Annotated in this window: 28 protein-coding genes; 15 read left to right on the top strand and 13 right to left on the bottom strand. The window is 56.2% G+C overall.

The genetic code is table 11. The features are described from left to right. The first annotated feature begins 7 nt into the window (after positions 1-7). Genes ACT3RP_RS04455 through ACT3RP_RS04445 form a run of 3 tightly spaced genes read left to right on the top strand, consistent with a single transcriptional unit; the run spans position 8 to position 1,624 of the window. Positions 8-316 (top strand): BolA family protein, encoded by a 309-nt coding sequence (locus ACT3RP_RS04455; RefSeq protein ID WP_096276035.1) that lies wholly within the window; start codon positions 8-10, stop codon positions 314-316. Next, on the top strand, positions 313-1,182 hold the full coding sequence (locus ACT3RP_RS04450) for a hypothetical protein (protein WP_483393333.1): 870 nt from the start codon (positions 313-315) through the stop codon (positions 1,180-1,182). Before ACT3RP_RS04455 ends, ACT3RP_RS04450 begins: the two co-directional genes overlap by 4 nt. Next, positions 1,172-1,624: a GNAT family N-acetyltransferase gene (locus ACT3RP_RS04445; RefSeq protein WP_096276030.1), complete on the top strand. Its 453-nt coding sequence runs from the start codon at positions 1,172-1,174 to the stop codon at positions 1,622-1,624. The genes ACT3RP_RS04450 and ACT3RP_RS04445 overlap by 11 nt, the downstream gene beginning before the upstream one ends. Positions 1,625-1,643: 19 nt before the next feature. Here the strand turns inward: ACT3RP_RS04445 and zapB are convergent, their stop codons facing one another. Further along, positions 1,644-1,838: a cell division protein ZapB gene (gene zapB, locus ACT3RP_RS04440; protein ID WP_096276028.1), complete on the bottom strand. Its 195-nt coding sequence runs from the start codon at positions 1,836-1,838 to the stop codon at positions 1,644-1,646. Between the two features lie 138 nt (positions 1,839-1,976). Beyond that, positions 1,977-2,585 carry a 16S rRNA (guanine(966)-N(2))-methyltransferase RsmD gene (gene rsmD / locus ACT3RP_RS04435; protein WP_096276026.1) on the bottom strand — a complete coding sequence of 203 codons (609 nt, stop codon included), beginning with the start codon at positions 2,583-2,585 and terminating at the stop codon, positions 1,977-1,979. A 90-nt stretch (positions 2,586-2,675) separates the two neighbouring features. Here rsmD and ftsY point away from each other — a divergent pair, with 90 nt between their 5' ends. The 4 genes from ftsY (at position 2,676) to rpoH (ending at position 6,708) form a co-directional block, all read left to right on the top strand. Next, on the top strand, positions 2,676-4,019 hold the full coding sequence (gene ftsY / locus ACT3RP_RS04430) for a signal recognition particle-docking protein FtsY (protein WP_483393332.1): 1,344 nt from the start codon (positions 2,676-2,678) through the stop codon (positions 4,017-4,019). Further along, a complete protein-coding gene (ftsE, locus tag ACT3RP_RS04425) occupies positions 4,016-4,684 on the top strand; it encodes a cell division ATP-binding protein FtsE (protein ID WP_483393331.1) in 669 nt (222 codons plus the stop codon). Before ftsY ends, ftsE begins: the two co-directional genes overlap by 4 nt. Continuing rightward, positions 4,681-5,724: a permease-like cell division protein FtsX gene (ftsX, locus tag ACT3RP_RS04420; protein WP_441684023.1), complete on the top strand. Its 1,044-nt coding sequence runs from the start codon at positions 4,681-4,683 to the stop codon at positions 5,722-5,724. Before ftsE ends, ftsX begins: the two co-directional genes overlap by 4 nt. Positions 5,725-5,838: 114 nt before the next feature. Next, entirely contained in the window at positions 5,839-6,708 is an 870-nt protein-coding gene (gene rpoH / locus ACT3RP_RS04415) for an RNA polymerase sigma factor RpoH (protein WP_096282201.1), read from the top strand. A 152-nt stretch (positions 6,709-6,860) separates the two neighbouring features. Here rpoH and slmA read toward each other — a convergent pair whose 3' ends face one another. The 5 genes from slmA to coaBC form a co-directional block, all read right to left on the bottom strand. Continuing rightward, positions 6,861-7,469 (bottom strand): nucleoid occlusion factor SlmA, encoded by a 609-nt coding sequence (gene slmA / locus ACT3RP_RS04410; RefSeq protein WP_096282200.1) that lies wholly within the window; start codon positions 7,467-7,469, stop codon positions 6,861-6,863. Between the two features lie 19 nt (positions 7,470-7,488). Beyond that, positions 7,489-8,388, bottom strand: coding sequence for an acetylglutamate kinase (gene argB, locus ACT3RP_RS04405; RefSeq protein WP_096282199.1), 900 nt, complete (start codon positions 8,386-8,388; stop codon positions 7,489-7,491). Positions 8,389-8,484: 96 nt separating this feature from the next. After that, positions 8,485-9,879, bottom strand: a complete 1,395-nt coding sequence (locus ACT3RP_RS04400; RefSeq protein WP_441684018.1) for a phosphomannomutase/phosphoglucomutase — start codon at positions 9,877-9,879, stop codon at positions 8,485-8,487. Positions 9,880-9,936: 57 nt separating this feature from the next. After that, positions 9,937-10,395, bottom strand: coding sequence for a dUTP diphosphatase (gene dut / locus ACT3RP_RS04395; RefSeq protein WP_096282197.1), 459 nt, complete (start codon positions 10,393-10,395; stop codon positions 9,937-9,939). After that, on the bottom strand, positions 10,392-11,711 hold the full coding sequence (coaBC, locus tag ACT3RP_RS04390) for a bifunctional phosphopantothenoylcysteine decarboxylase/phosphopantothenate--cysteine ligase CoaBC (RefSeq protein WP_483393330.1): 1,320 nt from the start codon (positions 11,709-11,711) through the stop codon (positions 10,392-10,394). The genes dut and coaBC overlap by 4 nt, the downstream gene beginning before the upstream one ends. Positions 11,712-11,901: 190 nt before the next feature. Here coaBC and radC point away from each other — a divergent pair, with 190 nt between their 5' ends. The 7 genes from radC (at position 11,902) to ald (ending at position 17,459) form a co-directional block, all read left to right on the top strand. Next, positions 11,902-12,576 carry a RadC family protein gene (gene radC, locus ACT3RP_RS04385; RefSeq protein WP_096282195.1) on the top strand — a complete coding sequence of 225 codons (675 nt, stop codon included), beginning with the start codon at positions 11,902-11,904 and terminating at the stop codon, positions 12,574-12,576. A 295-nt stretch (positions 12,577-12,871) separates the two neighbouring features. Next, positions 12,872-13,108 carry a 50S ribosomal protein L28 gene (rpmB, locus tag ACT3RP_RS04380; protein ID WP_096282194.1) on the top strand — a complete coding sequence of 79 codons (237 nt, stop codon included), beginning with the start codon at positions 12,872-12,874 and terminating at the stop codon, positions 13,106-13,108. A 51-nt stretch (positions 13,109-13,159) separates the two neighbouring features. Further along, positions 13,160-13,315 (top strand): 50S ribosomal protein L33, encoded by a 156-nt coding sequence (gene rpmG / locus ACT3RP_RS04375; RefSeq protein WP_096282193.1) that lies wholly within the window; start codon positions 13,160-13,162, stop codon positions 13,313-13,315. A 156-nt stretch (positions 13,316-13,471) separates the two neighbouring features. After that, the gene (gene mutM, locus ACT3RP_RS04370; protein ID WP_096282192.1) at positions 13,472-14,332 is read left to right on the top strand and encodes a bifunctional DNA-formamidopyrimidine glycosylase/DNA-(apurinic or apyrimidinic site) lyase; all 861 of its coding nucleotides are present in this window, start codon (positions 13,472-13,474) and stop codon (positions 14,330-14,332) included. Positions 14,333-14,504: 172 nt separating this feature from the next. Then, positions 14,505-15,695: a class I SAM-dependent rRNA methyltransferase gene (locus ACT3RP_RS04365; RefSeq protein ID WP_096282191.1), complete on the top strand. Its 1,191-nt coding sequence runs from the start codon at positions 14,505-14,507 to the stop codon at positions 15,693-15,695. 17 nt (positions 15,696-15,712) lie between these two features. Then, complete coding sequence (locus tag ACT3RP_RS04360) at positions 15,713-16,147, top strand: acyl-CoA thioesterase (protein WP_096282190.1); 435 nt, start codon at positions 15,713-15,715, stop codon at positions 16,145-16,147. 190 nt (positions 16,148-16,337) lie between these two features. Continuing rightward, positions 16,338-17,459 carry an alanine dehydrogenase gene (ald, locus tag ACT3RP_RS04355; RefSeq protein WP_444672178.1) on the top strand — a complete coding sequence of 374 codons (1,122 nt, stop codon included), beginning with the start codon at positions 16,338-16,340 and terminating at the stop codon, positions 17,457-17,459. A 24-nt stretch (positions 17,460-17,483) separates the two neighbouring features. On the opposite strand, the gene ACT3RP_RS04350 is transcribed toward ald, so the two are convergent. After that, complete coding sequence (locus ACT3RP_RS04350) at positions 17,484-17,732, bottom strand: SlyX family protein (protein ID WP_096282188.1); 249 nt, start codon at positions 17,730-17,732, stop codon at positions 17,484-17,486. Between the two features lie 112 nt (positions 17,733-17,844). Here ACT3RP_RS04350 and ACT3RP_RS04345 point away from each other — a divergent pair, with 112 nt between their 5' ends. After that, the gene (locus tag ACT3RP_RS04345; RefSeq protein WP_096282187.1) at positions 17,845-18,384 is read left to right on the top strand and encodes a cold-shock protein; all 540 of its coding nucleotides are present in this window, start codon (positions 17,845-17,847) and stop codon (positions 18,382-18,384) included. Between the two features lie 86 nt (positions 18,385-18,470). Here ACT3RP_RS04345 and ACT3RP_RS04340 read toward each other — a convergent pair whose 3' ends face one another. The 5 genes from ACT3RP_RS04340 to dapC are packed head-to-tail and all read right to left on the bottom strand — an operon-like array spanning position 18,471 to position 22,687. Beyond that, entirely contained in the window at positions 18,471-18,860 is a 390-nt protein-coding gene (locus ACT3RP_RS04340; protein WP_483393329.1) for a hypothetical protein, read from the bottom strand. Further along, positions 18,857-20,029 carry a succinyl-diaminopimelate desuccinylase gene (gene dapE, locus ACT3RP_RS04335; RefSeq protein ID WP_483393328.1) on the bottom strand — a complete coding sequence of 391 codons (1,173 nt, stop codon included), beginning with the start codon at positions 20,027-20,029 and terminating at the stop codon, positions 18,857-18,859. The genes ACT3RP_RS04340 and dapE overlap by 4 nt, the downstream gene beginning before the upstream one ends. After that, positions 20,016-21,041, bottom strand: a complete 1,026-nt coding sequence (gene dapD / locus ACT3RP_RS04330) for a 2,3,4,5-tetrahydropyridine-2,6-dicarboxylate N-succinyltransferase (protein WP_441684008.1) — start codon at positions 21,039-21,041, stop codon at positions 20,016-20,018. Before dapD ends, dapE begins: the two co-directional genes overlap by 14 nt. 59 nt (positions 21,042-21,100) lie before the next feature. Beyond that, positions 21,101-21,445 carry a Spx/MgsR family RNA polymerase-binding regulatory protein gene (locus ACT3RP_RS04325; RefSeq protein WP_096282183.1) on the bottom strand — a complete coding sequence of 115 codons (345 nt, stop codon included), beginning with the start codon at positions 21,443-21,445 and terminating at the stop codon, positions 21,101-21,103. 45 nt (positions 21,446-21,490) lie between these two features. Further along, a complete protein-coding gene (gene dapC, locus ACT3RP_RS04320; RefSeq protein WP_096282182.1) occupies positions 21,491-22,687 on the bottom strand; it encodes a succinyldiaminopimelate transaminase in 1,197 nt (398 codons plus the stop codon). Between the last annotated feature and the right edge of the window lie 28 nt (positions 22,688-22,715).

Raw genomic sequence — 22,715 nt, 5'->3', positions numbered from 1 at the left:
AAATGATATGACGCTGCAGACACAAATTGAGCAGAAGTTAACGGCATTAGCGCCTGACGTGCTGCAGGTTGAGAACGAAAGCCACATGCACAACGTGCCCGCTAACTCTGAAACTCATTTCAAGGTGACGCTGGTTAGCGAACTTTTCAGCGGCATGATGCCGGTGAAGCGCCATCAGCAGATCTATGCGCTATTGGCTGATGAGCTTTCGGGCCCGGTTCACGCGCTGGCATTACATCTTTATACCGCCAGCGAGTGGCAGGCCCGGGGCGGCGAACGTCCGAACTCACCGAACTGCCATGGCGGCGAAAAGTGACACAAGAAGTTATTCGGCGGCACTACCTTGATGCTATGGGCATTACGGCCTGGGCCGCTAAATATCAGCTACCGAATGCACTGCCCACCGAGGCCTGTGAGTGGGAGGAGTCTGCGCCCGCGCCGACGCCGCCTCGTGAGCGCCTGCAGGCGTTGTTGGATGATGCCCCGGCGCCAAGGCGAGCGGCGCCCGAGTTATCAGTGCCAGGCGATGTAACCGCTTCGCCCTCCGCGATTCGCGCTCTGCTGACCAACGATCAACCCGGGCAAGCCAAGCACGCGGGCGAACCGCCGGTTCCAGCAGCGCTGCCAGATTCTCAGCCCGCAGAGGCTGTTGCTGCGCCTGATGCAGCGCCCGCTAAGCCGCTCGCATTTTCACTTTCCTGCCTGTGTGTTGACGGGCGTTGGCTGGTGCTGCACGCAGGTGAAATGAGCACCTCAGAGCAGCAGCTATTGATCAATCTACTCTATGCGGCGGGTATTCAGCCCAGCGTCGCGCCAAGTATCACGCACTTTACTTGGCCGCAGATGACCAACGCCTTTGCCGTTGAAGACCCTCTGGATGAAGCCCGTGAAGGCTTGGCAGCCTTTGTCGCCGGCCGCGTAAATCGTCAAGGATGGCAATTAGAGCAGCTACTATGGTGGGGAGCGCTAGGCGCCGATCAAGGCACCTTGGATCGCGTCTTAAACGTGGCCGATGGGCAGAGCCATACGCTTTCGCTGCCGGTATGGCAGGGGCCTGCGCTGGCTTCACTGCTCGACAATACGAACAATAAGCGTGATCTTTGGCCTGAGCTTCAGCTGTTGGGCCAGCAATGGGCATCGGTTAGCCCTGCGGACACTCCTCAGGCGGCTGATGATTACTGAGTTGAGGGTCGACGATTTAGCATTACTCACCGCGCTGGAGGATCAGGCGCGAAGCGGCATTAGCGCTTCACAGCTGCAGGCCGCGCTTAGCTGTCAGCAAACCTGTGTGTTGGGCCTATGGCATCAGAAGGCGCTAGTAGGCTATGCCATTGTGGTGCAACTGCTGTTTGACGCTGAGCTACAGGCGATAGGCGTATTGCCGGTGTGTCGTCGACAGGGCGCGGGTGACGCGCTAATGGGCGCCGTCTTAACGACAGCTCAAGGATGGTCTAGCGAGCGGCTGTTGCTGGAAGTTCGCGTTGGCAATCTTAGCGCTATCCGGCTCTATCAGCGCAGCGGGTTTAGCGAAGACGGGCGACGAAAGGGCTACTATCCAAGCTGCCCAGCGGTTGAGGGCCCCGCCGGGCGTGAGGACGCGCTATTGCTGTCTCGAGTGCTTTAGTCGCGTGCCAATGCGCCGTTTAGGACGCGCTGGCGTTATCTTGGCTGTCGAATTTGCTTAACAGGCTGTTGAGACGACGCTCCCATTCTTCACGCTCTTCTTTGAACTTGGCATTTTCACTGCGCAGCTCTTCATTTTCCATTTTCATCATTTCTAGAGCGTCAACGGTATCGGTGACTTTCTGTTCAAGCTGATTAAATAGTTCCAGGCTCATGCATGTCTCCATAGAGTAAAAACGAGCACCAAAAAAAGTAACTAACAAAAAATAAGTACCCAGAAACAAGCGCCGTGCTTGCTAATAGGGACGAATGAGGCGAGCGTAACGCCGCTGCCGCGTGGCGGCAAGCGCTGTTTACGGCAATTGACGTTGGTAAAGCCGTGCGGTGCTTTCGCCGGCCTGGGTTTCGCGGTGTAACTGCCAGTTAATAGGCACGTCCGGCGCCAGCGACGTCTCGGTTTCGAGGTAAATCATTGCCTCACTGGCTAGCCAGCCACCGTTTTCTAGCGCGTGGCAGCACGCTGCGGCTAACTGCTGGTGAAAGGGCGGGTCTAGAAATGCCAGCGAATACGGCTTTGCCGCTCGCGTTAGATACGCCTGCACATCGTTAACATGTACTGCGCTTGCGGTAATATTAAGCAGGGTAAGATTCGCCGACAGCTGCGCAGATACGCGCGGGTCGCGCTCGACAAAGTCGACACACGCAGCGCCGCGTGACAGCGCTTCAATACCCAGTGCGCCGGTGCCTGCGAACAGATCCAACACCGCTTGGCCGTAAAACTGTTGGCCTAGCCAGTTGAACAACGTTTCACGCACGCGGTCTGGGGTTGGGCGCAGGCCAGGGCTGTCTAACACCGGTAGCTGGCGGCGGCGAAATTCTCCGCCAATAATGCGCAGCTTGCCAACCTGCTGAGCAGGTGCGCGGCGAGAAGTGGGTGAACGTGAGGAGCGTTGTCGTGTCATGAAGCGGATTGTAGCGGGCTAGTTATCCAAAGTCTTGGGTTACGGTGTTAGCATAACCTTAATGTTCACTATTTTTGTCGGGTAGCACTCATGTTTGGTTTTTTTAAGCGTAAAAATAAGCAAGATCCACAGCAGACGCCTCAAGAAGAAGAGCAGCGGTTAAAAGAGCAGACCCAAGAGCAGGCTGATGAGGTGGAAATTGAGCCCGAACTTCCTCCTGAGCCTGTTGAAGAGGCCCCGCAAGCACCGGATACTTTGCCAGAGCCAGAGCCAGAGCCAGAGCCAGAGCCGGAGCCAGAGCCAGAGCCAGAGCCAGAGCCAGAGCCAGAGCCAGAGCCAGAGCCAGAGCCAGAGCCAGAGCCAGAGCCAGAGCCAGAGCCAGAGCCAGAGCCAGAGCCAGAGCCAGAGCCAGAGCCAGAGCCAATCGCTCCCCCTGCTGTTTTGCAGGAAAAGCCAGGGGCGGAAAAAAGTGACAAAAAAGGCTGGTTTGCGCGGATTAAATCAGGCCTGGGCAAAACCCGCGCTAATTTGACCGACGGCATCGCCGATCTGTTTTTAGGTAAAAAACAGATCGATGACGAGCTATTAGAAGACTTAGAAACGCAGCTGTTGCTGGCCGATGTCGGCATTGAAGCAACGACAGAGATCATTGGGCGCCTGGAAGCGCGCGTCTCGCGCAAAGAGCTCAATAATCCCGAAGCACTCTACCGTGGTTTGCAAGAAGAGCTGACCACTATGCTGGAGCCGGTCGCCAAACCTCTTGTGATTGAAAAACGCTCGCGCAATCAAGAGGGCAACGGGCCGTTTGTTATTTTAGTCGTCGGCGTTAACGGCGTGGGTAAAACGACCACTATAGGTAAGCTGACTCAGCGTTTTCAGCGTGAAGGTAAAAGCGTCATGTTGGCGGCTGGCGATACCTTCCGCGCCGCCGCCGTTGAACAGCTCAAAGTATGGGGCGACCGTAACCGCGTGCCGGTGATTGCCCAGCATACCGGTGCCGATAGCGCTTCGGTTATTTATGACGCGGTAGCTGCTGCCAAAGCACGCGGTGTCGATGTGCTGATTGCCGACACCGCCGGCCGGCTACATAACAAAAGCCACCTGATGGAAGAGCTGAAAAAAGTCCACCGGGTGATGCAGAAACTAGATACCAGCGCCCCTCATGAGGTGATGCTAGTACTCGATGCGGGAACTGGGCAAAACGCTATTTCTCAGGCCAGTACCTTTAACGATGCCGTGCCTATCAGCGGTATCACCTTGACCAAGCTGGATGGCACCGCCAAGGGCGGCATTATTTTCGCGCTGGCTAAGCAGCTAGGAACGCCGATTCGCTTTATTGGCGTGGGGGAGGGCATTGATGATCTTCGCCCCTTTGAGGCCAGTGATTTTGTGCATGCGCTGTTTGACCGTCAAGAGGATGATGTCAGCGCATGATCGCTTTTGAGCATGTGGGAAAGCGCTATGGCGGCCGTTTTGAAGCGCTAGCGCACCTCAATTTTCGTGTCGGTCGAGGTGGAATGGTATTTCTTACCGGCCATTCCGGCGCGGGTAAGAGTTCACTGTTGCGCTTAATCATGCGTCTTGAAAAGCCCAGTCGCGGGCGTGTCATAGTGGCCGGTCACGATATTGCCCAGCTGCATGCCAGCCAGGTGCCGTTTTATCGCCGCCAAATTGGCGTCGTCTTTCAGGACCACCAGCTGCTCTTTGACCGCAGTATTTTTCACAACGTCTCGCTGCCGCTGGATATCCAAGGGATTGAATCCCGCGAAACCGCTCGTCGAGTGCGTGCGGCGCTAGATAAGGTGGGGTTATTGCACCGTGAGAAAGCGCTGCCGATAGAGCTGTCTGGCGGTGAGCAGCAGCGGGTGGGCATTGCCCGCGCCGTGGTCAATAAGCCCGCGCTGCTGCTGGCGGACGAGCCAACGGGTAACTTAGACCCTCAGCTTTCGGCGGATATCATGGCGCTGTTCGAGGATTTTAATCGCATCGGCACCACTGTCATGATTGCTAGCCACGACCTCGCTCTGATTGCACGACTGCGTCATCGTATTCTGCGCTTGAGTGACGGTCGTCTCGTGGGCGACGAGGGGGCGCTATGAAGCCATCGGCTACTCCCAGGCGCCGCCAAGGAGCGGCGTTAAAAACGCCGCGCAGGTCGCCCGTCAAAGCACCTGATAATAAACCTTCGCAGCGAGGCGCCAGGTCGCATCAGGCGCGCTTTTCAAGCCGCCTGCGGGCCTGGGGTCGTCACCACCGCAGCATGGCAGGAGACAGCTTCTATCGCTTGGTGCGCTACCCGGTTGGCAATCTACTAACAATGCTGGCCATTGCTATTGCGCTGGTGCTGCCGGCCGCTCTCTGGCTAACGTTAGATAGCGCGCGCCTGTTAGATGCGGAGCTTGATGAGAGCGCAACGCTAACGATGTATCTAGAGTTGGCCGCTGATGACGCACAGGCTCTGCGGATTGAAGAAGCCGTCAATGCTGAGGGGAGTGTGCTTGAGACACAGTTGATCAGCGCGGACCAGGGTATGGTGGAATTTCAGCAGGCGCTGGGGCTTGATGATGCGCTGGCTGGCCTGGACGATAATCCGCTGCCGATTAGCATCGTAGTGCGACCAGAAAGCGTTGACCCTGCAGCCATGCAGCAGCTGGCTAACACGCTTGAAGCGCTTTCGGGCGTTGATGAGGTGCGAGTCGATTTAGCCTGGGTCGAGCGGCTCAGAAACTTAGCCGAGCTTGGCCGGCGCGTTGCCCTGGCGCTAGGAGCGCTGTTCGGTTTAGGGGTGCTGCTGGTGGTTGGCAATACTATTCGCTTGTCCGTAGAAAGCCGCCGCCGAGAAATTGAAGTTGTCATGCTGATTGGCGCTACTCATGCTTTTGTTCGGCGGCCATTTTTATATAGTGGCGCTTGGTACGGTGTCGGTGGCGGCCTGTTAGCACTGGGGCTACTCGGCGTGGGCAATCATTGGCTATCACTGCCGGTGGCGGCACTGGCCGCAAGCTACGGCGCGAGCTTCTCCTTGCCTCAACTTGATGTGACAGGCTCTACAATTCTGCTATCTTGCAGTACACTACTAGGCTGGTTGGGCGCTTGGCTGGCGGTGACTCGCCATCTCTCAAGTATTCGTCCAAGATGATGCCGTTGGGTGGCAAAGGCTTTGAACCTTATCCACACAATCGGGTCTGAATGTATAAGTTAATTAAGGCGTGCTACGTCAACCACGATGGTTTACAGGGGAGACCACCTGCACATGAGCACTAGTCTTCTACCGGTGGGGCAGCTTTCACCCGGCGGCGATCTGGGCGGTTATATCCGCGCGGTCAATGGTATTTCGGTATTAACGGCCGATGAAGAGCGCGAGCTTGCCTATCGTTTGCACGATGAAGGCGATTTAGAAGCCGCTCGGCGTTTAGTTATGTCGCATTTGCGCTTTGTTGTGCACATTGCCCGCAGTTATTCAGGTTATGGGTTGCCGCAAGCGGATCTAATTCAAGAAGGTAACGTTGGCTTGATGAAAGCCGTCAAGCGTTTTGATCCCAACCACGGCGTTCGGCTGGTTTCTTTTGCGGTGCACTGGATCAAAGCTGAAATACACGAATTTGTACTGCGTAACTGGCGCATTGTGAAAATCGCCACGACGAAGGCTCAGCGTAAGCTGTTTTTCAATTTGCGCAGCGCTAAGAAGCGCCTAGCATGGTTGAACAACGACGAAGTCGCCGCTATTGCTAAAGATCTCGACGTTAAGCCTGAAATTGTTCGCGATATGGAAGGCCGCCTTTCTTCTTACGACGCTGGGTTTGACGGCTCGCCGAGCGACGATGACGACAGCGCTTATCAAGCGCCGGTGCATTTTTTAGATGATGCTGCGTCAGACCCGGCAACACAGCTGGAAGACAGCAATTTCGAAGAAGACTCCACGCGTCGTTTGCAACTGGCGTTGGAAGGGCTGGACGATCGCTCGCGAGATATCTTGCAGCGCCGCTGGTTAGCCGAAAATAAAGAAACGCTGCATGATTTGGCCGACGTTTATGGCGTGAGTGCAGAGCGTATTCGTCAGCTTGAAAAAAATGCCATGAAAAAGCTGCGCTTGAAAATGGGTGAAGATTCCATTGCTGCATAGCTAGGTTTAACTAACGTAAGTTTAAATACCGTAAGCTGCAATATCGTAAGTTGCAGTATGGTATGTGTAATACAAAAAACCGGCCCTCTTTAAAAGCAGGGCCGGTTTTTTTATGGGTAAGTTTTATGGGGCAAGGCTCGCGTCCCGTTGGCTTAGGCAGGGAGTGCGACGGCGCGTAGCAAGTGAGCCGACAACAATGACCACTGATCTTCCCAGTGCTCGGTCGGCAGGCGTTTAAAGTCACTGCGCACGTACTGCGAAATGCGTCCCTCTGCCTGGGCTGTTAGCAGGTTAGCAGCTGCCGGGGCCGGAATGGTGGGCCGCAGCCCTTCGCGAAGTTCTGCCTCGCGGAGGATCTGCTTTAGCTGCGTCTCTAGGCGCTCAAACAGCTGATTGACGCGCTGGCGCAGCCGAGCGGTTTCGCCAGTAAGCACGTCGCCCCCCATCACACGAGCAAGGCCAGGGTTCTTTTCAGCAAAGCCTAGTAGCAGCGCAAGGATGGTGCCGCAGCGCGTGGTGGCATCGGGTACGTCTTCTAAAATGCGCGTAATCCGGGCAAAAATACTTTCTTCAATAAAGTCGATCAGCCCCTCAAACATGCGCGCTTTGCTAGGAAAGTGGCGATAGAGTGCCGCTTCGGATACTCCCACCTGGCGCGCCAGGGCCGCCGTGGTAATGCGTTTTCCGCTGTCCTCTTCAAGCATCAATGCCAGCGCCTGAAGAATTTGCTCGCGACGGCGAGGCTTTTGGTCATCACTCATAAAGTGCCCTCCGTCGCGGTTAGTACGCGTCCATTATTTGAGTGCCTACCCCAGCATTGGTGAAGATTTCTAGCAACACTGCGTGGGGGACGCGGCCATCAATAATGTGTGCGCTGTTCACACCGCCTTTAACGGCATCAAGAGCGCAGCGGATTTTGGGCAGCATGCCGCCATAAATCGTGCCATCGGCGATTAGGGCATCTACCTGGAAAGTGGTTAATCCAGTAAGTACTTCGCCTTCGGCATTCATTAAGCCGGCCACATTGGTGAGCAGCATTAATTTTTCGGCATTAAGAGCTTCGGCAATCTTGCCGGCCACTAAGTCGGCATTAATGTTGTAGCTGTGGCCTTTTGCATCAACGCCGATGGGAGCAATCACCGGAATAAAGTCGCGAGCCGCGAGCATCTCGATTAGCTCGGTTGAGATCGACTCGACTTCCCCTACGTGACCAATGTCGATAATTTCAGGTGCGGTCATTTCGGGGCTTTGGTGCTCAACTTTGAGCTGGCGGGCACGAATTTGTGCGCCGTCTTTACCTGTTAAGCCTATCGCCTTGCCGCCGCTCTGGTTGATGAGGTTGACGATGCTTTTATTGACCAGGCCGCCTAGAACCATCTCAACGACGTCCATGGTTTGCGAGTCGGTGACGCGCATGCCGTTCACAAAGCGTGACTCAATGTTGAGCTTTTTTAGCAGGTCGCCAATTTGCGGGCCGCCACCGTGCACCACCACTGGATTGATACCGACTTCCTTCATTAACACGATATCGCGTGCAAAGGAGTCTATCAGGGTGCTTTCAGTCATCGCATTGCCGCCGTATTTGACCACGACGGTTTTGCCGGAAAACTGTTGGATATAGGGAAGTGCTTCAGAAAGCACTTCCACAACGACCTGGGGGTCGCTACTGGCTGAACTCATTATGTTGTCCCTTGCGAACGTTTTTATGCTGATCACATTTGTGCTGATGCAGTGATAAGGGCCGTGCTTTCTTGGTGCACACGATCCCTTCGGCGCCTAGCTTTCTTCAATGGCGAGCTTAAGCTCTGGCGCGGCGCGTAATAACGCGGTGTTAAAAACAGTTTTGACGCGCGCTAGGGCGGCATCGTCTTTGCCTTCAAAGCGCATCACCAGTGCAGGCGTGGTGTTAGAGGCTCGACACAGCCCCCAGCCATCGGCATAGTCGACGCGAATGCCGTCCAGCGTGGTTTTGATACCTTCGCCGAAGTCGCCCTCGCGAGCAAGCTTATCCACGATAGAAAATTTGTTAGCGTCGGTCACCGCAATATTAATTTCCGGGGTGCTCACGTCCTGGGGGAATTGTGCGAAGAGCGTATCAGCGTCGTCAGATTGGTTAGCTAAAATCTCAACCAGTCGGGCGGCGGCATAAAGGCCATCGTCAAAACCATACCAGCGTTCTTGGAAAAAAATATGCCCGCTCATTTCACCTGCCAGCTGGGCACCCGTTGCTTTCATGCGCGCCTTGATCAGCGAGTGCCCGGTGCGCCACATTTCCGGTTCGCCACCTGCTTCGCTGATTACTTTCACCAGGTTGCCCGTGGACTTAATGTCAAAAATGACCTTGGCGCCGGGCTGGCGAGTGAGCATGTCGGTGGCAAATAGCATCAGTAGATGATCGGGAAAAACTAGCTGGCCGTGAGGCGTCACAACGCCTAGACGATCGCCGTCACCATCGAAGGCAAGGCCAATATCAGCGCTGGTTTCGTGAACCTTGCGTATCAGATCTTGCATGTTCTCCGGCTTGCCAGGGTCCGGATGGTGATTGGGAAAATTGCCGTCGATCTCAGCAAACAATGGAATCGTCTCCACGCCTAGGCGCGACAGCAGCTGTGGCCCCAGCTCTCCGGCGACGCCGTTGCCGCAGTCGACAACGGCTTTTAGCGGCCTGCTGAGGCGAACATCGCCTAAAATACGCGCTAAGTACGTTTCGCGAATATCTTGCTGAGTGATGCTGCCTTGGCCCTCTACTAGCTCGCCCGACTGGATGCGCTCGAACAGGGCAGTGATGGCATCGCCGGAAAGCGTCTCGCCGCCCAGCACAATTTTAAAGCCATTATAATCTGGCGGATTGTGGCTGCCGGTCACCATGACGCCCGACTGGGTACCCTCTAGCAGATGCGTAGCAAAGTAAAGCACCGGGGTGGGCACCATGCCAATGTCGATGACGTTGCGCCCTGCAGCGTTTAGGCCGCGCATTAAGGCCGCTTGCAGCCGCGCGCCGGAAAGACGCCCGTCGCGGGCCACCACCACCGTGGACTCACCGCGTGCGGCCGCCTCGGAGCCCACAGCGCGGCCAATCATCTCGACCGTGCTTTCTGTCAGCGTGTCGTCAACAATGCCGCGAATGTCGTAGGCGCGAAAAATCGAAGCGGGTACGGTTTGTGCATTCATAAGGCTTCCTAGCTAAACGCAACATGCGTTGCTCATCGCGGCGTTATCCGCCAAAGGCTACTGACTGCCGGTGCTGCCAAATCCTGCGCTGCCGCGTGAAGAATCTTCAAAAGCGTCCACAAGAGAGAGTTCGGCCTGTACAACAGGCACAAGCACATACTGTGCCAGACGCTCAAAGGGCGCGAGCGTAAACGCGCTTTGGCCACGGTTCCAGACAGAAATCATCAGCTCACCCTGATAATCAGAGTCGATTAAGCCGACCAAGTTACCCAGTACGATGCCGTGCTTATGCCCCAGACCCGAACGCGGCAAAATCATGCCCGCAAGGGCAGGGTCTTCAATATAGATGGCAATGCCGGTGCGTACGAGCTGACATTCGCCGGGGGCTAATGTTAGCGGCTCATCTAGCAGGGCGCGAAGATCCATGCCTGCGGAGCCTTCGGTGGCATACGTTGGCAAATAGTCGTTTAGTCGCTCATCCAGCAGTTTGCACTGTAGCCGAGGTCGGGCGGTCATAGGATGTCTCCAGAAGCGGTGTTAGATGATTTTTCAGCTGTTTGTGTCGCTAGTAGGGCGAGCGCTTGACGAATAATGGTGCCAGCCAGCTGTGTTTTTGGCTGGGGCGCTTCTGAGCGACTTTCAATGCCTTGAGGCGTGCGCCACAGTAGCCACGCAGCGTTCTGGTCGCTGCCAAAGCCAAGGCCCACTAAAGAAACGTCATTAGCGACGATCATGTCCAGCCCTTTGCGCTGGAGCTTATCGCGTGCGTAGCGCTCGATGTCCTGGGTTTCGGCAGCAAAGCCGACCACCAGCGGACGCTGCTCAGCGGGCAGTGCCGCGACGCTGGCGATAATGTCAGGGTTTTTCACCAGGGTCAGGGTAAGCGTATCACCCGTTTCCTGTTTTTTGAGTTTGTGCTCGGCGGGGGCCGCGGCGCGATAGTCGGCGACGGCGGCACAGCCAATAAACAGCGCGGCGCGGGGCGCTAGCCGCTGAGTCTCGGCGTGCATCTGTTCGGCAGACTCTACGTCAATACGCGTGACGCCTTCTGGTGTGGGTAGCTCAACTGGACCGCTGATTAGCGTCACGTTGGCGCCTTCAAGCGCCGCCGCAGCGGCCAGCGCGAAGCCCATTTTCCCCGAGCTGTGATTGGAGAGGTAGCGCACGGGGTCGAGCGGCTCACGGGTAGGGCCCGCCGTAATAACAATATGAGGAGCACTCGCTGCAGGGCGTGGCGTGGAGGGAGATGCCCTAAATAGGTCGACAATCGCGCTAAAAATCGCGTCAGGCTCGCTCATGCGGCCAGGGCCGACATCGCCACAGGCTTGATCGCCGGCAGCGGGGCCTATCAGTTGCCATTTGTCGTTTTCCAACTGCGCTACGTTGCGCTGTGTGGCGGGATGGCGCCACATGGCTTGGTTCATCGCCGGGGCAATGAGTTTAGGCGCATCAGACGCTAAACACAGCGTAGTGAGCAGGTCGTCGGCCATGCCGTGTACTAGACGTGCGATCAAGTCGGCGGTGGCCGGTGCAATCAGCACGACATCTGCCCAGCGCGCTAGCTCAATATGCCCCATGCCCGCTTCGGCCTCAGGGTCGAGCAAGGACGTGCGCACCGGCTCGCCAGAAAGCGCCTGCAGCGTTAGTGGCGTAATAAACGCCTGTGCCCCGCTGGTCATCACCACGCGTACCTCGCAGCCTGCTTGCTTAAGCAAGCGCACCAAAAGAGCGCTTTTATAGGCCGCGATACCCGCGCTAACCCCTAGCAGCACGCGCTTTCCCGTGAGCGTCGACGCCTTGTCAGGCGCGCTTATTGAAGTACCAGAAGCCATGAGCAGTGATCCACGTCAGCGTTCGTGAGGAGGCTTACCATACCATTGGCATCGTGATTTGGCATGCTAGGGGTAAACAAGGTTAAGCTAGCATTATCCGGGCTAGTTTTAATGAGGTTTGTCTGTGGGCGACTATTCTCAATAAGGCGGATATCAATACGCACAAAAAAGATGAAGGCAGGAAGGTGTCATGGGAATCAATCACTGGCCGGAAGGTGAGCGGCCTCGAGAGAAATTATTAAATAACGGCGCTCAGGCGCTTTCCGACGCAGAGCTACTGGCGATTTTCCTGCGCGTTGGCGTGCAAGGGCGCTCGGCGGTTGATTTAGCGCGAGACCTGCTCAGCAGCTTTGGCGGCTTGCGGCCCCTGCTAGAGGCTAATCAGGCAAGCTTTTGCGCCGCGCATGGATTGGGCAGTGCTAAGTATGCCCAGCTTCAGGCGACGCTTGAGTTGTCGCGACGTCATTTGGCCAGTCAGTTGGCACGCGGCAATGCGCTAACGTCACCTGCCTTGGTACGTCACTATTTGAGTTCACAGCTGCGCCATTTAGGGCATGAAGAATTTGCGGTGCTTTTTTTAGATACTCAGCACCGAATTATTCGCTATGAATCGCTGTTTCGCGGTACCCTAGACAGCGCATCTGTTTACCCCCGCGAAGTTGCCAAGCGCGCGTTAGAACTTAGCGCTGGCGCCGTTATCCTGGCTCACAACCACCCCTCTGGCGTGGCAGAGCCAAGCGATGCTGACCGACGTATTACGGAACGTTTAAAAGACGCTCTCGCACTGTTTGACGTGCGCGTGCTGGATCATTTCGTGGTGGGGGATGGAGACGTGGTCTCTTTTGCCGAGCGTGGCTGGCTATAAGCTCAATTGGTGCATCGTTCTTAGCCGCTAAGAGATTCGCGGTGTAGAACATGGCGCCATCCTTGTTTTGCTAAGTTTTGTGAGCAAAAAGGCTGTTTTTTAGCCTTTTGGGTCGGTTTAGCTTGCTGCTAGTCAGGTGCTCTGGTATAAAGTGCCACCTTTAAACTTGGGTTGAATAACGGATTTGGATAAAGCTTGGCCGGTTAACCGCGTCGACGCCTTCCTTGCTCCGGTTTGCCCGACAGTTTTGAACACTCAGGTTATTATATCCTGGCCAAGCAGTTGAGAGGCTCTCATGTCCAAAGTATGTCAGGTTACCGGTAAGCGTCCGGTAACTGGAAATAACGTTTCACACTCAATGCGTAAGACACGTCGTCGTTTCTTGCCAAACCTGCACACCCATCGTTTTTGGGTTGAGTCTGAAAACCGCTTCGTCAAGCTGCGCGTTTCTACCAAAGGAATGCGCATTATTGATAAAAACGGTATCGACGCAGTTTTGGTTGGTATTCGTAAGCGCGGCGACGCTATCTAAGCCAGCTTTTGGCCAAGCGTTTCGGACCAAGCATTTTGGAAGGATTAAACCATGCGCGATAAAATCAAGTTGGTGTCTAGTGCCGGTACAGGTCACTTCTACACCACTGATAAAAACAAGCGGAACACGCCGGACAAGTTCGAATTCAAAAAATTCGATCCGGTCGTCCGTAAGCACGTTATGTACAAGGAAGCTAAGATCAAGTAATCGCTGTTGCGATGAAGATCGGCTTTCACTGCAGGCTAGCGCCTGTTCAAAAACCCGGCCCCAAGCCGGGTTTTTGCATGCATGTCTTTCATGTTACATGTGTCTCTTTGCCACTTTCACAAGGCTGTCATCAATAGGCCGGTACAGTGTCCAAATATGCCCGAACTCCCCGAAGTTGAAACGACCCGACGCGGGATAGCCCCCTATATTGAGGGCCAGGAAATTACCGAGGTGTTGGTGCGGCAGCCACGGCTGCGTGTGCCGGTGCCAGAGGATCTCGCTGAGAGGTTGGTGGGCGCGCGGATTGGCGTGTTGACGCGACGTGCTAAATATTTGCAGATCCCCATTCACGCTGGCCAAGCGCCAGAAGGCGAACGTGATACCGCGCAACAAGCGGATGCAACGCTGCTATGGCATCTAGGTATGTCGGGTAGCCTGCGTATTGCTAGGGTGGGGGACTTGCCTAAAAAGCATGACCATGTCGATGTGGTGACTGCCAGCGGCTATGTGTTGCGCTACCATGATCCTCGCCGCTTTGGCTTTGTGGATTGGCAGCAAGAGGATGCAGCGCTGGATAAGCGCCTTGCGCACTTAGGACCAGAGCCGCTGTCTGATGCGTTTAACGGTAAATGGCTATACACGCTCTCGCGCAACAAGCGGGTGGCGGTTAAGCCGTTTTTGATGGATAACCAGGTAGTGGTTGGCGCCGGGAATATTTACGCGGCCGAGGCGTTATTTATGGCCGGTATTGATCCACGGCGCGCAGCGGGCCGCGTGTCCCTCGCGCGCTATCAGCAGCTGGCGGTAGCGGTAAAAGAGGTGCTGGCCGCTGCGATTACTCAAGGCGGCACTACGCTACGCGATTTTGTGAGCGGCCAGGGTGAGCCGGGCTACTTTGCCCAGCGCCTGAAGGTTTACGGGCGCCATGGCCAGCCGTGCTTTCGCTGTGGTGCTGAACTGCGCCGCATTACGCTTGGCCAGCGCGCCAGCGTGTTCTGTCCCGGCTGCCAGCACTAATGGCCGCCCCTAATACTGTTGTTTTGCACCTCAAATGATTGCCCTATTCAAGTTTGTTGCCATGCCTAGGTTTTATTAAGCCTAAGATTTTCTAAGCCTCAGGTTTTTCAAGCCTAAGTTTTAAGGCAACGTTTTAAGACAAAGCGCTAAAACAGCGCTTTTGGAGATTTTTGTGACCCAACGCCTGCGCCTAAATAAACACGCTGACCGCCGCCTTAAAGCGGGACATCTTTGGATCTACTCCAACGAGGTCGATATTAAAGAGACGCCGCTGAAAAACTTTGCGGCAGGCGAAACCGCTCTGGTAGAAGCTTCCAACGGCAAAGTCATGGCGGTGGCGTATGTGAATCCTCATTCGCTTATTGCGGCGCGGGTCATGTCACGCGATCCCGAAATGCGCTTGGACCGCTCGCTGTTTGTGCACCGCTTTAACCAAGCGCTTGCTCTGCGCCAGCGCCTGTATGACCAGCCCTATTACCGCTTGATCCACGGCGAAGGGGATCTGCTGCCAGGTTTGGTGGTTGATCGCTTTGGCGATGTGGTCGTCGTTCAGCTCAATACTGCCGGCATGCAGGCATTGGCAGATGAGATCGTTGATGCGCTGGAAAAAGTCATCAAGCCTGAAGTGATCGTCTTCCGTAACGATACCGGCGGGCGTCGTCAGGAAGGGTTAGAGGCTCACGTTGAAGTGATCAAAGGCGTTTTGCCTGACGAAGTCTTGCTTGAAGAGAACGGCGCGCGCTTTGCTGTGCCGGTTATTAACGGCCAGAAAACCGGCTGGTTCTTTGACCACCGGGTGAACCGCGAGTGGCTCAATCGCCAAGTGTCGGGTAAGCGCGTACTGGACGTGTTCAGCTACGTGGGTGGCTGGGGTGTTCAGGCCGCGGTTCACGGTGCCAAAGATGTGCTGTGCTTAGACTCTTCCAAGACAGCGCTTGAGCAAGTGGCTCGCAACGCCGAGCTGAACGGTGTTCAGGAGCAGGTTGCCGTGGGTGAGGGCGATGCTTTTGAAGCCCTGGCGGCTTTGAAAGCAGACGGTGAGCAATTTGATGTCATCGTGCTTGATCCGCCTGCGTTTATCAAAAAGCGCAAAGATATTCCCAACGGCGAGCGTGCCTATGCCCGCTTAAACCGCGAAGCTATGCGCCTACTGGGTCGCGATGGCCTGCTGATGTCCGCCTCGTGCTCTATGCACTTGGCGAATGATCGGCTAATGGATGTCGTGCGTGGCGCGGTACGCCACCAAGACCGTCAAGGCCAGGTGATTTTCCAGGGCCACCAAGGGCCTGATCACCCGGTACACCCGGCTATCCCAGAAACGTCTTACCTAAAAGCACTCGGCGTGCGTGTGTTCCGCGATTAATCGAAAGGAAAAAGCTAATGGAGTGGGCGCTGCCTGATCCCTTCATGATTGATATCCGCGTGGCTGATGAGGCGATTGACGCCTATCAGCACGCCAACAACAGCGAGTATCTGCGCTGGGTTGAGCAGATCAGTTGGGCGCACTCGGAGGCGCTCGGGCTGTCGCTTGAGCGTTATCGTAAGCTTGATCGTGCCATGGTGGTTCATCGCCACGAGCTGGACTATCTCGCGCCCGCCTTTGCAGGCGACGAACTGCTGTTGGCGACCTGGATTGTCGATTGTGATGAGCGGTTCAGTTTGACCCGGCGTTTTCAGCTTAAGCGACCGCGGGATGGCAAAACGTTGCTAAACGCACGCACGCGCTTTGCCTGTGTCGCGCTTAGTACGGGACGGCCCAAGCGGCTGCCCGATGAGTATCGGCGTATCTATGGCGGCGCGGTGGTGGTGGAGTGACGCAGGGACAAGTTGAATTTTTCGTGTAGAAACGGCATTCGCTAGATTTTTCTCCTAAAAAACGCCTTAACCGGCGTTTTTTTTGTTTTTATTTTCTGGGCTGGTGGTCAACGTTAGGGGTGATGTAGTTTGCCTAACAGAGCTAATTTTTCTGCTGAGCGCCGACGTTACATAAAAAAGGAAGCCGCCAATGAATATCGCCATCCCTAAAGAAATTAAAAATCATGAATATCGAGTGGCTTTAACACCCGCCGGCGCACGCGAGCTAGTCGAGCGTGGCCATCACGTCAGTGTTCAGGCCGGTGCCGGTGAGGGTGCGGGATTTGCGGATGACGACTATCACGCCGCCGGAGCGCAGATAGAAACCGATGTAGAGGCGCTGTGGCGCGGTGCAGAGCTGATTCTTAAGGTCAAAGAGCCTCAGTCGGAGGAGGTGGCACGGCTCACCGCGAAGCATACGCTGTTCACCTACCTACATCTTGCCGCTGAACAAACGCTTACCTGTGGGCTGATGGAAAGCGGCGCGACCTGTATCGCCTATGAAACCATTACCGACGCGCGTGGCGGCCTGCCGCTGCTGGCGCCGATGAGCACGGTGGCCGGTCGAATGGCCGTTCAGGCCGGTGCGCACAGCCTAGAAAAAGCCCAGGGGGGCGCTGGCGTGCTGCTGCCCGGTGTCCCTGGCGTTGCGCCGGGCAAAGTGACCGTGATTGGGGGAGGCGTGGTCGGCGAAAACGCGGCCCGTATGGCGCTGGGGCTAGGTGCTGACGTCACCATTCTGGATAAGTCGCTGGCCCGGCTAGAAGTGCTAGATGATCGTTACCAGGGGCGCATTAAAACGGTTTATTCAACTACCGACGCATTAGACAGCGCTGTGCGTGAGTCCGATATGATCATTGGCGCAGTGCTGGTGCCTGGTGCGGCCGCTCCCAAATTAATCACTCGGAATATGCTGGCTAATATGAAGCCCGGCAGCGTATTGGTCGATGTCGCGATTGACCAGGGCGGTTGTTTTGAAACCAGCAAACCCACGACGCACGCCGAGCCGACCTACATCGTTGATGGCATTGTGCACTACTGCGTGGCCAATATGCCCGGTGCGGTAGCGCGGACCTCTACCCAAGGGCTAACCAATGCAACGCTGCCGTTTGTGATTGCGCTGGCAGATAAAGGCTGGCAGCAGGCGCTGCGTGATGACCCGCATTTTCTGCCGGGCCTTAATGTCCATGCCGGGCGAGTGACGTACCCTGCGGTGGCGCAAGCGTTTGGTCTTGATGGTGTTGATCCCGCCAGCGTCATCAGCGCCAGTTAAACCGTCCACCCGCTGGCCGTCGGTTTAATAGTGCGGAGGCAGCTCATCCTCAGGGCGTCGGCCACCCTGGGGCTCGCTATCTTGGAGTGCCTGATGTTGCTCGCGCAGGCGTTCGCGCATTAGCCCACTGAGCTGCTCTAATTTTTCCAGGCGCCGCTCCTGTTGCACGACCGCTTGGTCTAGCGTGTCCAGCCAGTGTTCTTGGTAGGCGAGACGACTTTCTAACGATTCAAGAAGTTGAGTTAGCTCAGCAGGCGTTAATTCGTGGGTCATGATAACATTGCAGCCTTATGTAGTAGTATGCCGGTGCTATTGGGAGTGGGCCTGATAGTTCGGGTATTGTCCTTCGTCTGTTACCCATACAACAAGAGAGCTTTCTTTTTCTATGAACCCAAAAGTTGTGTTTCGCTGTTTCTTAATCAGTGTATTACTGTCCGCCCCCACGCCATTTCTGCTGGCGGGGATTGTTCATCTAACCGATAGTGCGCTCGCTGAGCTATGGTTGGCCGAGTTAGCCATCAGTGGTATGAGCGGTGTGTATATTGCCGTTGCTATAGGGTGTTTTATTGTTTTGTTCCTCGGCACCTTGGCATCAGCGGCGCTTGCGCCTTCAATGGTGGCGTCAGACGCTATGGCACGCTCCAAGTCAGCGTCGCGCCCGCCCCAGGCGGCTCCTTTGGAAGATGATGAGGAAGAAGACATCATCGACCCCAATGACGGCCGTGAAGAAGGTGATGTAAAGTGGTTCAACACTAACAAAGGTTACGGTTTTATTACCCGCGACAATGGCGAAGACGTATTTGTACATTTTCGCGCCATTCGGGGTCGTGGCCCGCGTATGTTGGCAGAAGGTCAAATTGTGCGTTACCACGTGATAAAAAATGAGCGTGGCCTGCAAGCTGACGATGTGAGTATTATCGAGTAGGTTTAACCACTTATTTGATAGCAAACGACCCCGCCTTGGCGGGGTCGTTTGCGTTTAGCTCGTTGGGTGGTTTAGTGAGCCTGATATCAGCGGCCCGAATCTGGCCACGCAATTTCACCTTCTTTGCCGCCCGGGAATACTTGCCAAAAGCGATCAGGGTCATCGCCAGGATGCCAGCCGCCTAGCGAGCAGCGCACCTCGGTTTGCAGCGCTTCGGCTGCCTGCTGGGCGCAGTCTTGGTCGGTTAGCCAGGGGGTAAGGTTGCTATCAAACCAAAGGCTAGCAAACCCATCCGCAGCCCTATCAACCAATAAAACCGGTACACAGTCGCCCTGATATTGGCCGCGGGTTTTCCACTGGCCTTTACCGGCTGGGCTAAGCGGCGGTGCTATCAGCGAGCTTTTAAGCCACGCATTGAGTGCGTCAAGCGAAATGCTCTTCAGGTAAATTTCTATATCGGGGTAACGCTCCATCATACGGTTGCCTCGCCGGGTGTGAGCAGCGCCTGTAGCGTGGCTTCGTAAATCCGGCTTAAATCGTCTAGATCGCTGGCGCGAACGCGCTCATTGACCTTGTGGATGGTATCGTTAAGCGGTCCTAGCTCGACCACTTGCGCGCCCAGGGTGGCAATAAAGCGGCCATCAGACGTGCCGCCGCTGGTTGAAAGCGTGGGCCTCAGGCCGGTCACCGCTTCAACGCCTTTAATGGCCGCATCGACAAGCTCGCCTTCTGCAGTCAAAAATGGTTCGCCATTGAGCGTCCAGTCTACCTGATACTCAAGCGCATGCTGGTCCAAAATCGCGTGTGTGCGCGTTTTGAGCTCTTCATGCGTCACCTCAGTGGAAAAGCGGAAGTTAAATACCACCTCCACGTCGCCAGGAATCACGTTGGTGGCGCCTGTGCCTGCTCGAAGGTTAGATATTTGAAAGCTGGTGGCCGGGAAGAAATCGTTGCCAGCGTCCCAGTGCTCGTTGATGAGCGCCGTTAGCGCAGGCATCGCTTGATGAATAGGGTTACGCGCTAAATGCGGGTAAGCCACGTGGCCTTGAATGCCTTTGACGTGCAGTACGCCGCCGAGCGAGCCGCGGCGCCCGTTTTTAATCACATCGCCCAGGCGCTCAGTAGAGGAAGGCTCGCCGACGATGCAATAATCAAGGCGTTCATTGCGCTCGCGTAAATGCTCAACCACCGCACGGGTGCCATCCACTGCGGGGCCCTCTTCGTCGGAGGTAATCAGAAAGGCAATTCGCCCATCGTGCTGAGGGTAGCGGGTAACAAAACGCTCAACCGCTGTCAGCATTGAGGCCAGGCTGCCTTTCATATCGGCAGCGCCGCGGCCGCAGAGCATGCCCTCGTCGTCGATACAGGGTTCAAATGGCGGATGCTGCCAATTGATATGCGGGCCGCTGGGGACCACGTCGGTATGCCCCGCGAACGCTATGACGGGGCCGTGATGGCCGCGTATTGCCCAAAAATTTTGCACATCGCCAAACTGCAGGCGCTCAATATGAAAACCGAGCGCTTCTAAGCGCTCGATCATCAACGGCTGGCAGCCCTCGTCGTCTGGCGTGACCGACGCACGGCGCAGCAGCTCAAAGGCGAGCGTGAGCGTGGGCGACAGTGATTCAGGCTCAGTTATGGGCATGCAGCGCCTCGTTGAGGGCGATCGCACTTTTATTGGTCAGGCACTCAATGCGGCCACTTTGTGAATTGCGGCGCCATAGCAGGTCATCTTGGCCGGCTAACTCGCGCGCAGCGATGGTATCCACTTCTTGGCCTTGCTCATCCAAAAGCGTAATTTTAGACCCCGCGGTGATATACAGGCCTGCTTCTACCGTGCAGCGGTCGCCTAGCGGAATGCCGATGCCTGCGTTGGCGCCGATCAAACAGCCTTCGCCGACCTTAATAACCATATTGCCGCCGCCGGAGAGCGTGCCCATGGTCGAACAGCCGCCGCCAAGGTCAGAGCCTTTGCCGATCATGACGCCGGCTGAAATACGGCCTTCAACCATGCCAGGGCCTTCAGTGCCGGCATTGAAGTTGACGAAGCCTTCGTGCATGACGGTGGTGCCTTCACCCAAATAAGCGCCCAGACGCACGCGGGCGGTGTCAGCAATGCGAATGCCGGTGGGCACCACGTAGTCGGTCATTTTGGGGAACTTGTCAACGCAGTCAACGGACAGCGCGCGGCCGGCCATGCGCGCCTTCAGGCGGCGCGTTGGTAGCTCTTCAATATCAATCGCGCCTTCGTTGGTCCAGGCGATATTGCGCAGCAGGCCAAACATGCCGGTGAGATCGAGGCCATGAGGCTTGACTAGGCGATGCGACAGTAGGTGCAGCTTTAAATACACCTCAGGCACGGTTTGCGGAGCTTGGTCTGTGTCCAGGAACATGGCTACCAGCGGGCGCTGGCTGGCAGAAAGCGCTTCAGCAAGCTCCGCTTGGGCAGAATGGCCGGCGGCTTCTAACGCCTTGGCCAGCCGCGTGCAGTCTTCGGGTAGAAAGCTGATGGCGGCATTGCCCTTAGGCGCATCTAGCGCTTGTTGCGCGGCCTCCACCAGACTCGCTTCTGGGTTGAACAGTGGCGCCGGGTAATAAATTTCCAGCCAGTTGCCCTGAGTGTTTTGAGTGCCGATTCCAAGCGCAAAGCTCAGCATAAGTCGTCGTCCTGTGGTTAGGGAAAAGGGTCGTAAAAATAAACAGTGTGTGGCCGCGGCTAGCCGCGTAGCTGGTCGTAATCGCCCTCGCGATAGCCGACTAAAATGGTGGCGTCGTCTACTTCGAGCAGCGGCCGCTTAAGCAGCGTCGGATGTTTGATCAGCAGTTGGCGAGCCGAGTTGGCGTCGTAGTTTTTCTCCTCATCGGAAAGCTCGCGCCAGGTTTTGCTGCGCTTATTGATTGCCTCCACTAGCGCTACGCGCTCCAGGATATGCTCAAGCAAGCTCGCTGAAAGGCCATCTTTGCGTAAATCATAGCTTTTAAAGGCAATACCTTTCGCTTCTAAATCTTTTTGTGCCTTACGGCAAGTGTCGCAATTATTGATAATGTAGAGCGTTCGCATACGACCTCCAAGAACGTTAAATAAGGGCGCGGTGAGTAATCACTGTTAACCGAGCTCTATCAGCTGGCGAATTCGCTGGGCCGCTTCAAGCGTGGGCGCTAACTCAGCGACCAGCGCTAATCGCAAACGGCCGGCTCCGGGATTTTTGCCACTTCTGCCGGTACGGCCCATTAGGCTGCCGGGCAAAACGCTCACGTGCTGCTCAGCGAATAGGCGTTGGGTAAAGGCGATGTCGTCACCGCCCGGTACCGCAGGCCATAGATAAAAACTAGCCTTTGGCGCCGGAAAGTCCATTACGGGTGCGAGTACACCGGTAACGGCGCTAAACTTTTCGCGATAGGCGTCGCGATTCGCGCGCACGTGGTGTTCATCCTGCCAGGCGGCGATAGAAGCATGTTGCAGTGGTAGCGACATTGCGCAGCCGTGATAGGTACGGTAGCGCTTAAAGGGCGTCAGTAATGCCGCATCGCCCGCCACAAAGCCAGAGCGCAGCCCTGGCAAGTTGGAGCGTTTGGAAAGCGAATGAAAGACGACGCAGCGCCGGTAATCGTCGCGCCCAAGCTCTGCGCAGGCCTGCAACAGGCCGGGCGGTGGGGCGGCTTCGTCAAGATACAGCTCCGAGTAGCATTCATCGGAGGCGATAATAAAATCATGTTCATCAGCCAGCGCAATCAGCTGCTTGAACTCATCAAGAGGCGTGACCGCACCGGTAGGGTTGCCCGGCGAGCAAATAAAGACGATCTGCACCTCGCGCCACGTGGCGGCGGGCACCGCGCTAATGTCGGGTCGAAAGCCATTCTCAGCGGTGCAGTCCAGGTAAAGCGGCTCGCCACCGGCTAACAGCGTCGCGCCTTCGTAAATCTGATAAAACGGATTGGGTACGGCAACTTTGGCCGGGCGGGTGCGGTCCAGCGCCGCCTGAACAAAGGCGAAGATAGCTTCTCGCGTGCCGTTAACCGGCACTACGTGGCGCTCGCTATCCAGCTCGCGCAATTGAAAACGCTGGGCTGCCCAGGCAGCAATCGTTTGGCGCAGTGCAGGCAGGCCGTTAGTGGCCGGGTAGCGGGCCATTTCCAGCTGATGCGCCACCATGGCTTCCAGCGCTGCGGGGTAGGGGGCGTGCTGGGGTTCGCCAATCGTCAGCGAGATAGGTGCGATCTCAGCCGGTGGGGTGAGCGCTGCCTTGAGCGCGGCCAGCTTTTCAAACGGGTAGGGATGCAGGGCGTCAAGGTCGGCGTTCATGATATGTCCGTTGGTGGCGTGGCGGGCG

It is taken from the genome of Halomonas sp. AOP5-B2-8 (genome assembly GCF_052376475.1).
GTDB classification, from domain to species: domain Bacteria; phylum Pseudomonadota; class Gammaproteobacteria; order Pseudomonadales; family Halomonadaceae; genus Vreelandella; species Vreelandella casei.
This window is presented reverse-complemented; position numbering and strand designations above follow the sequence as displayed.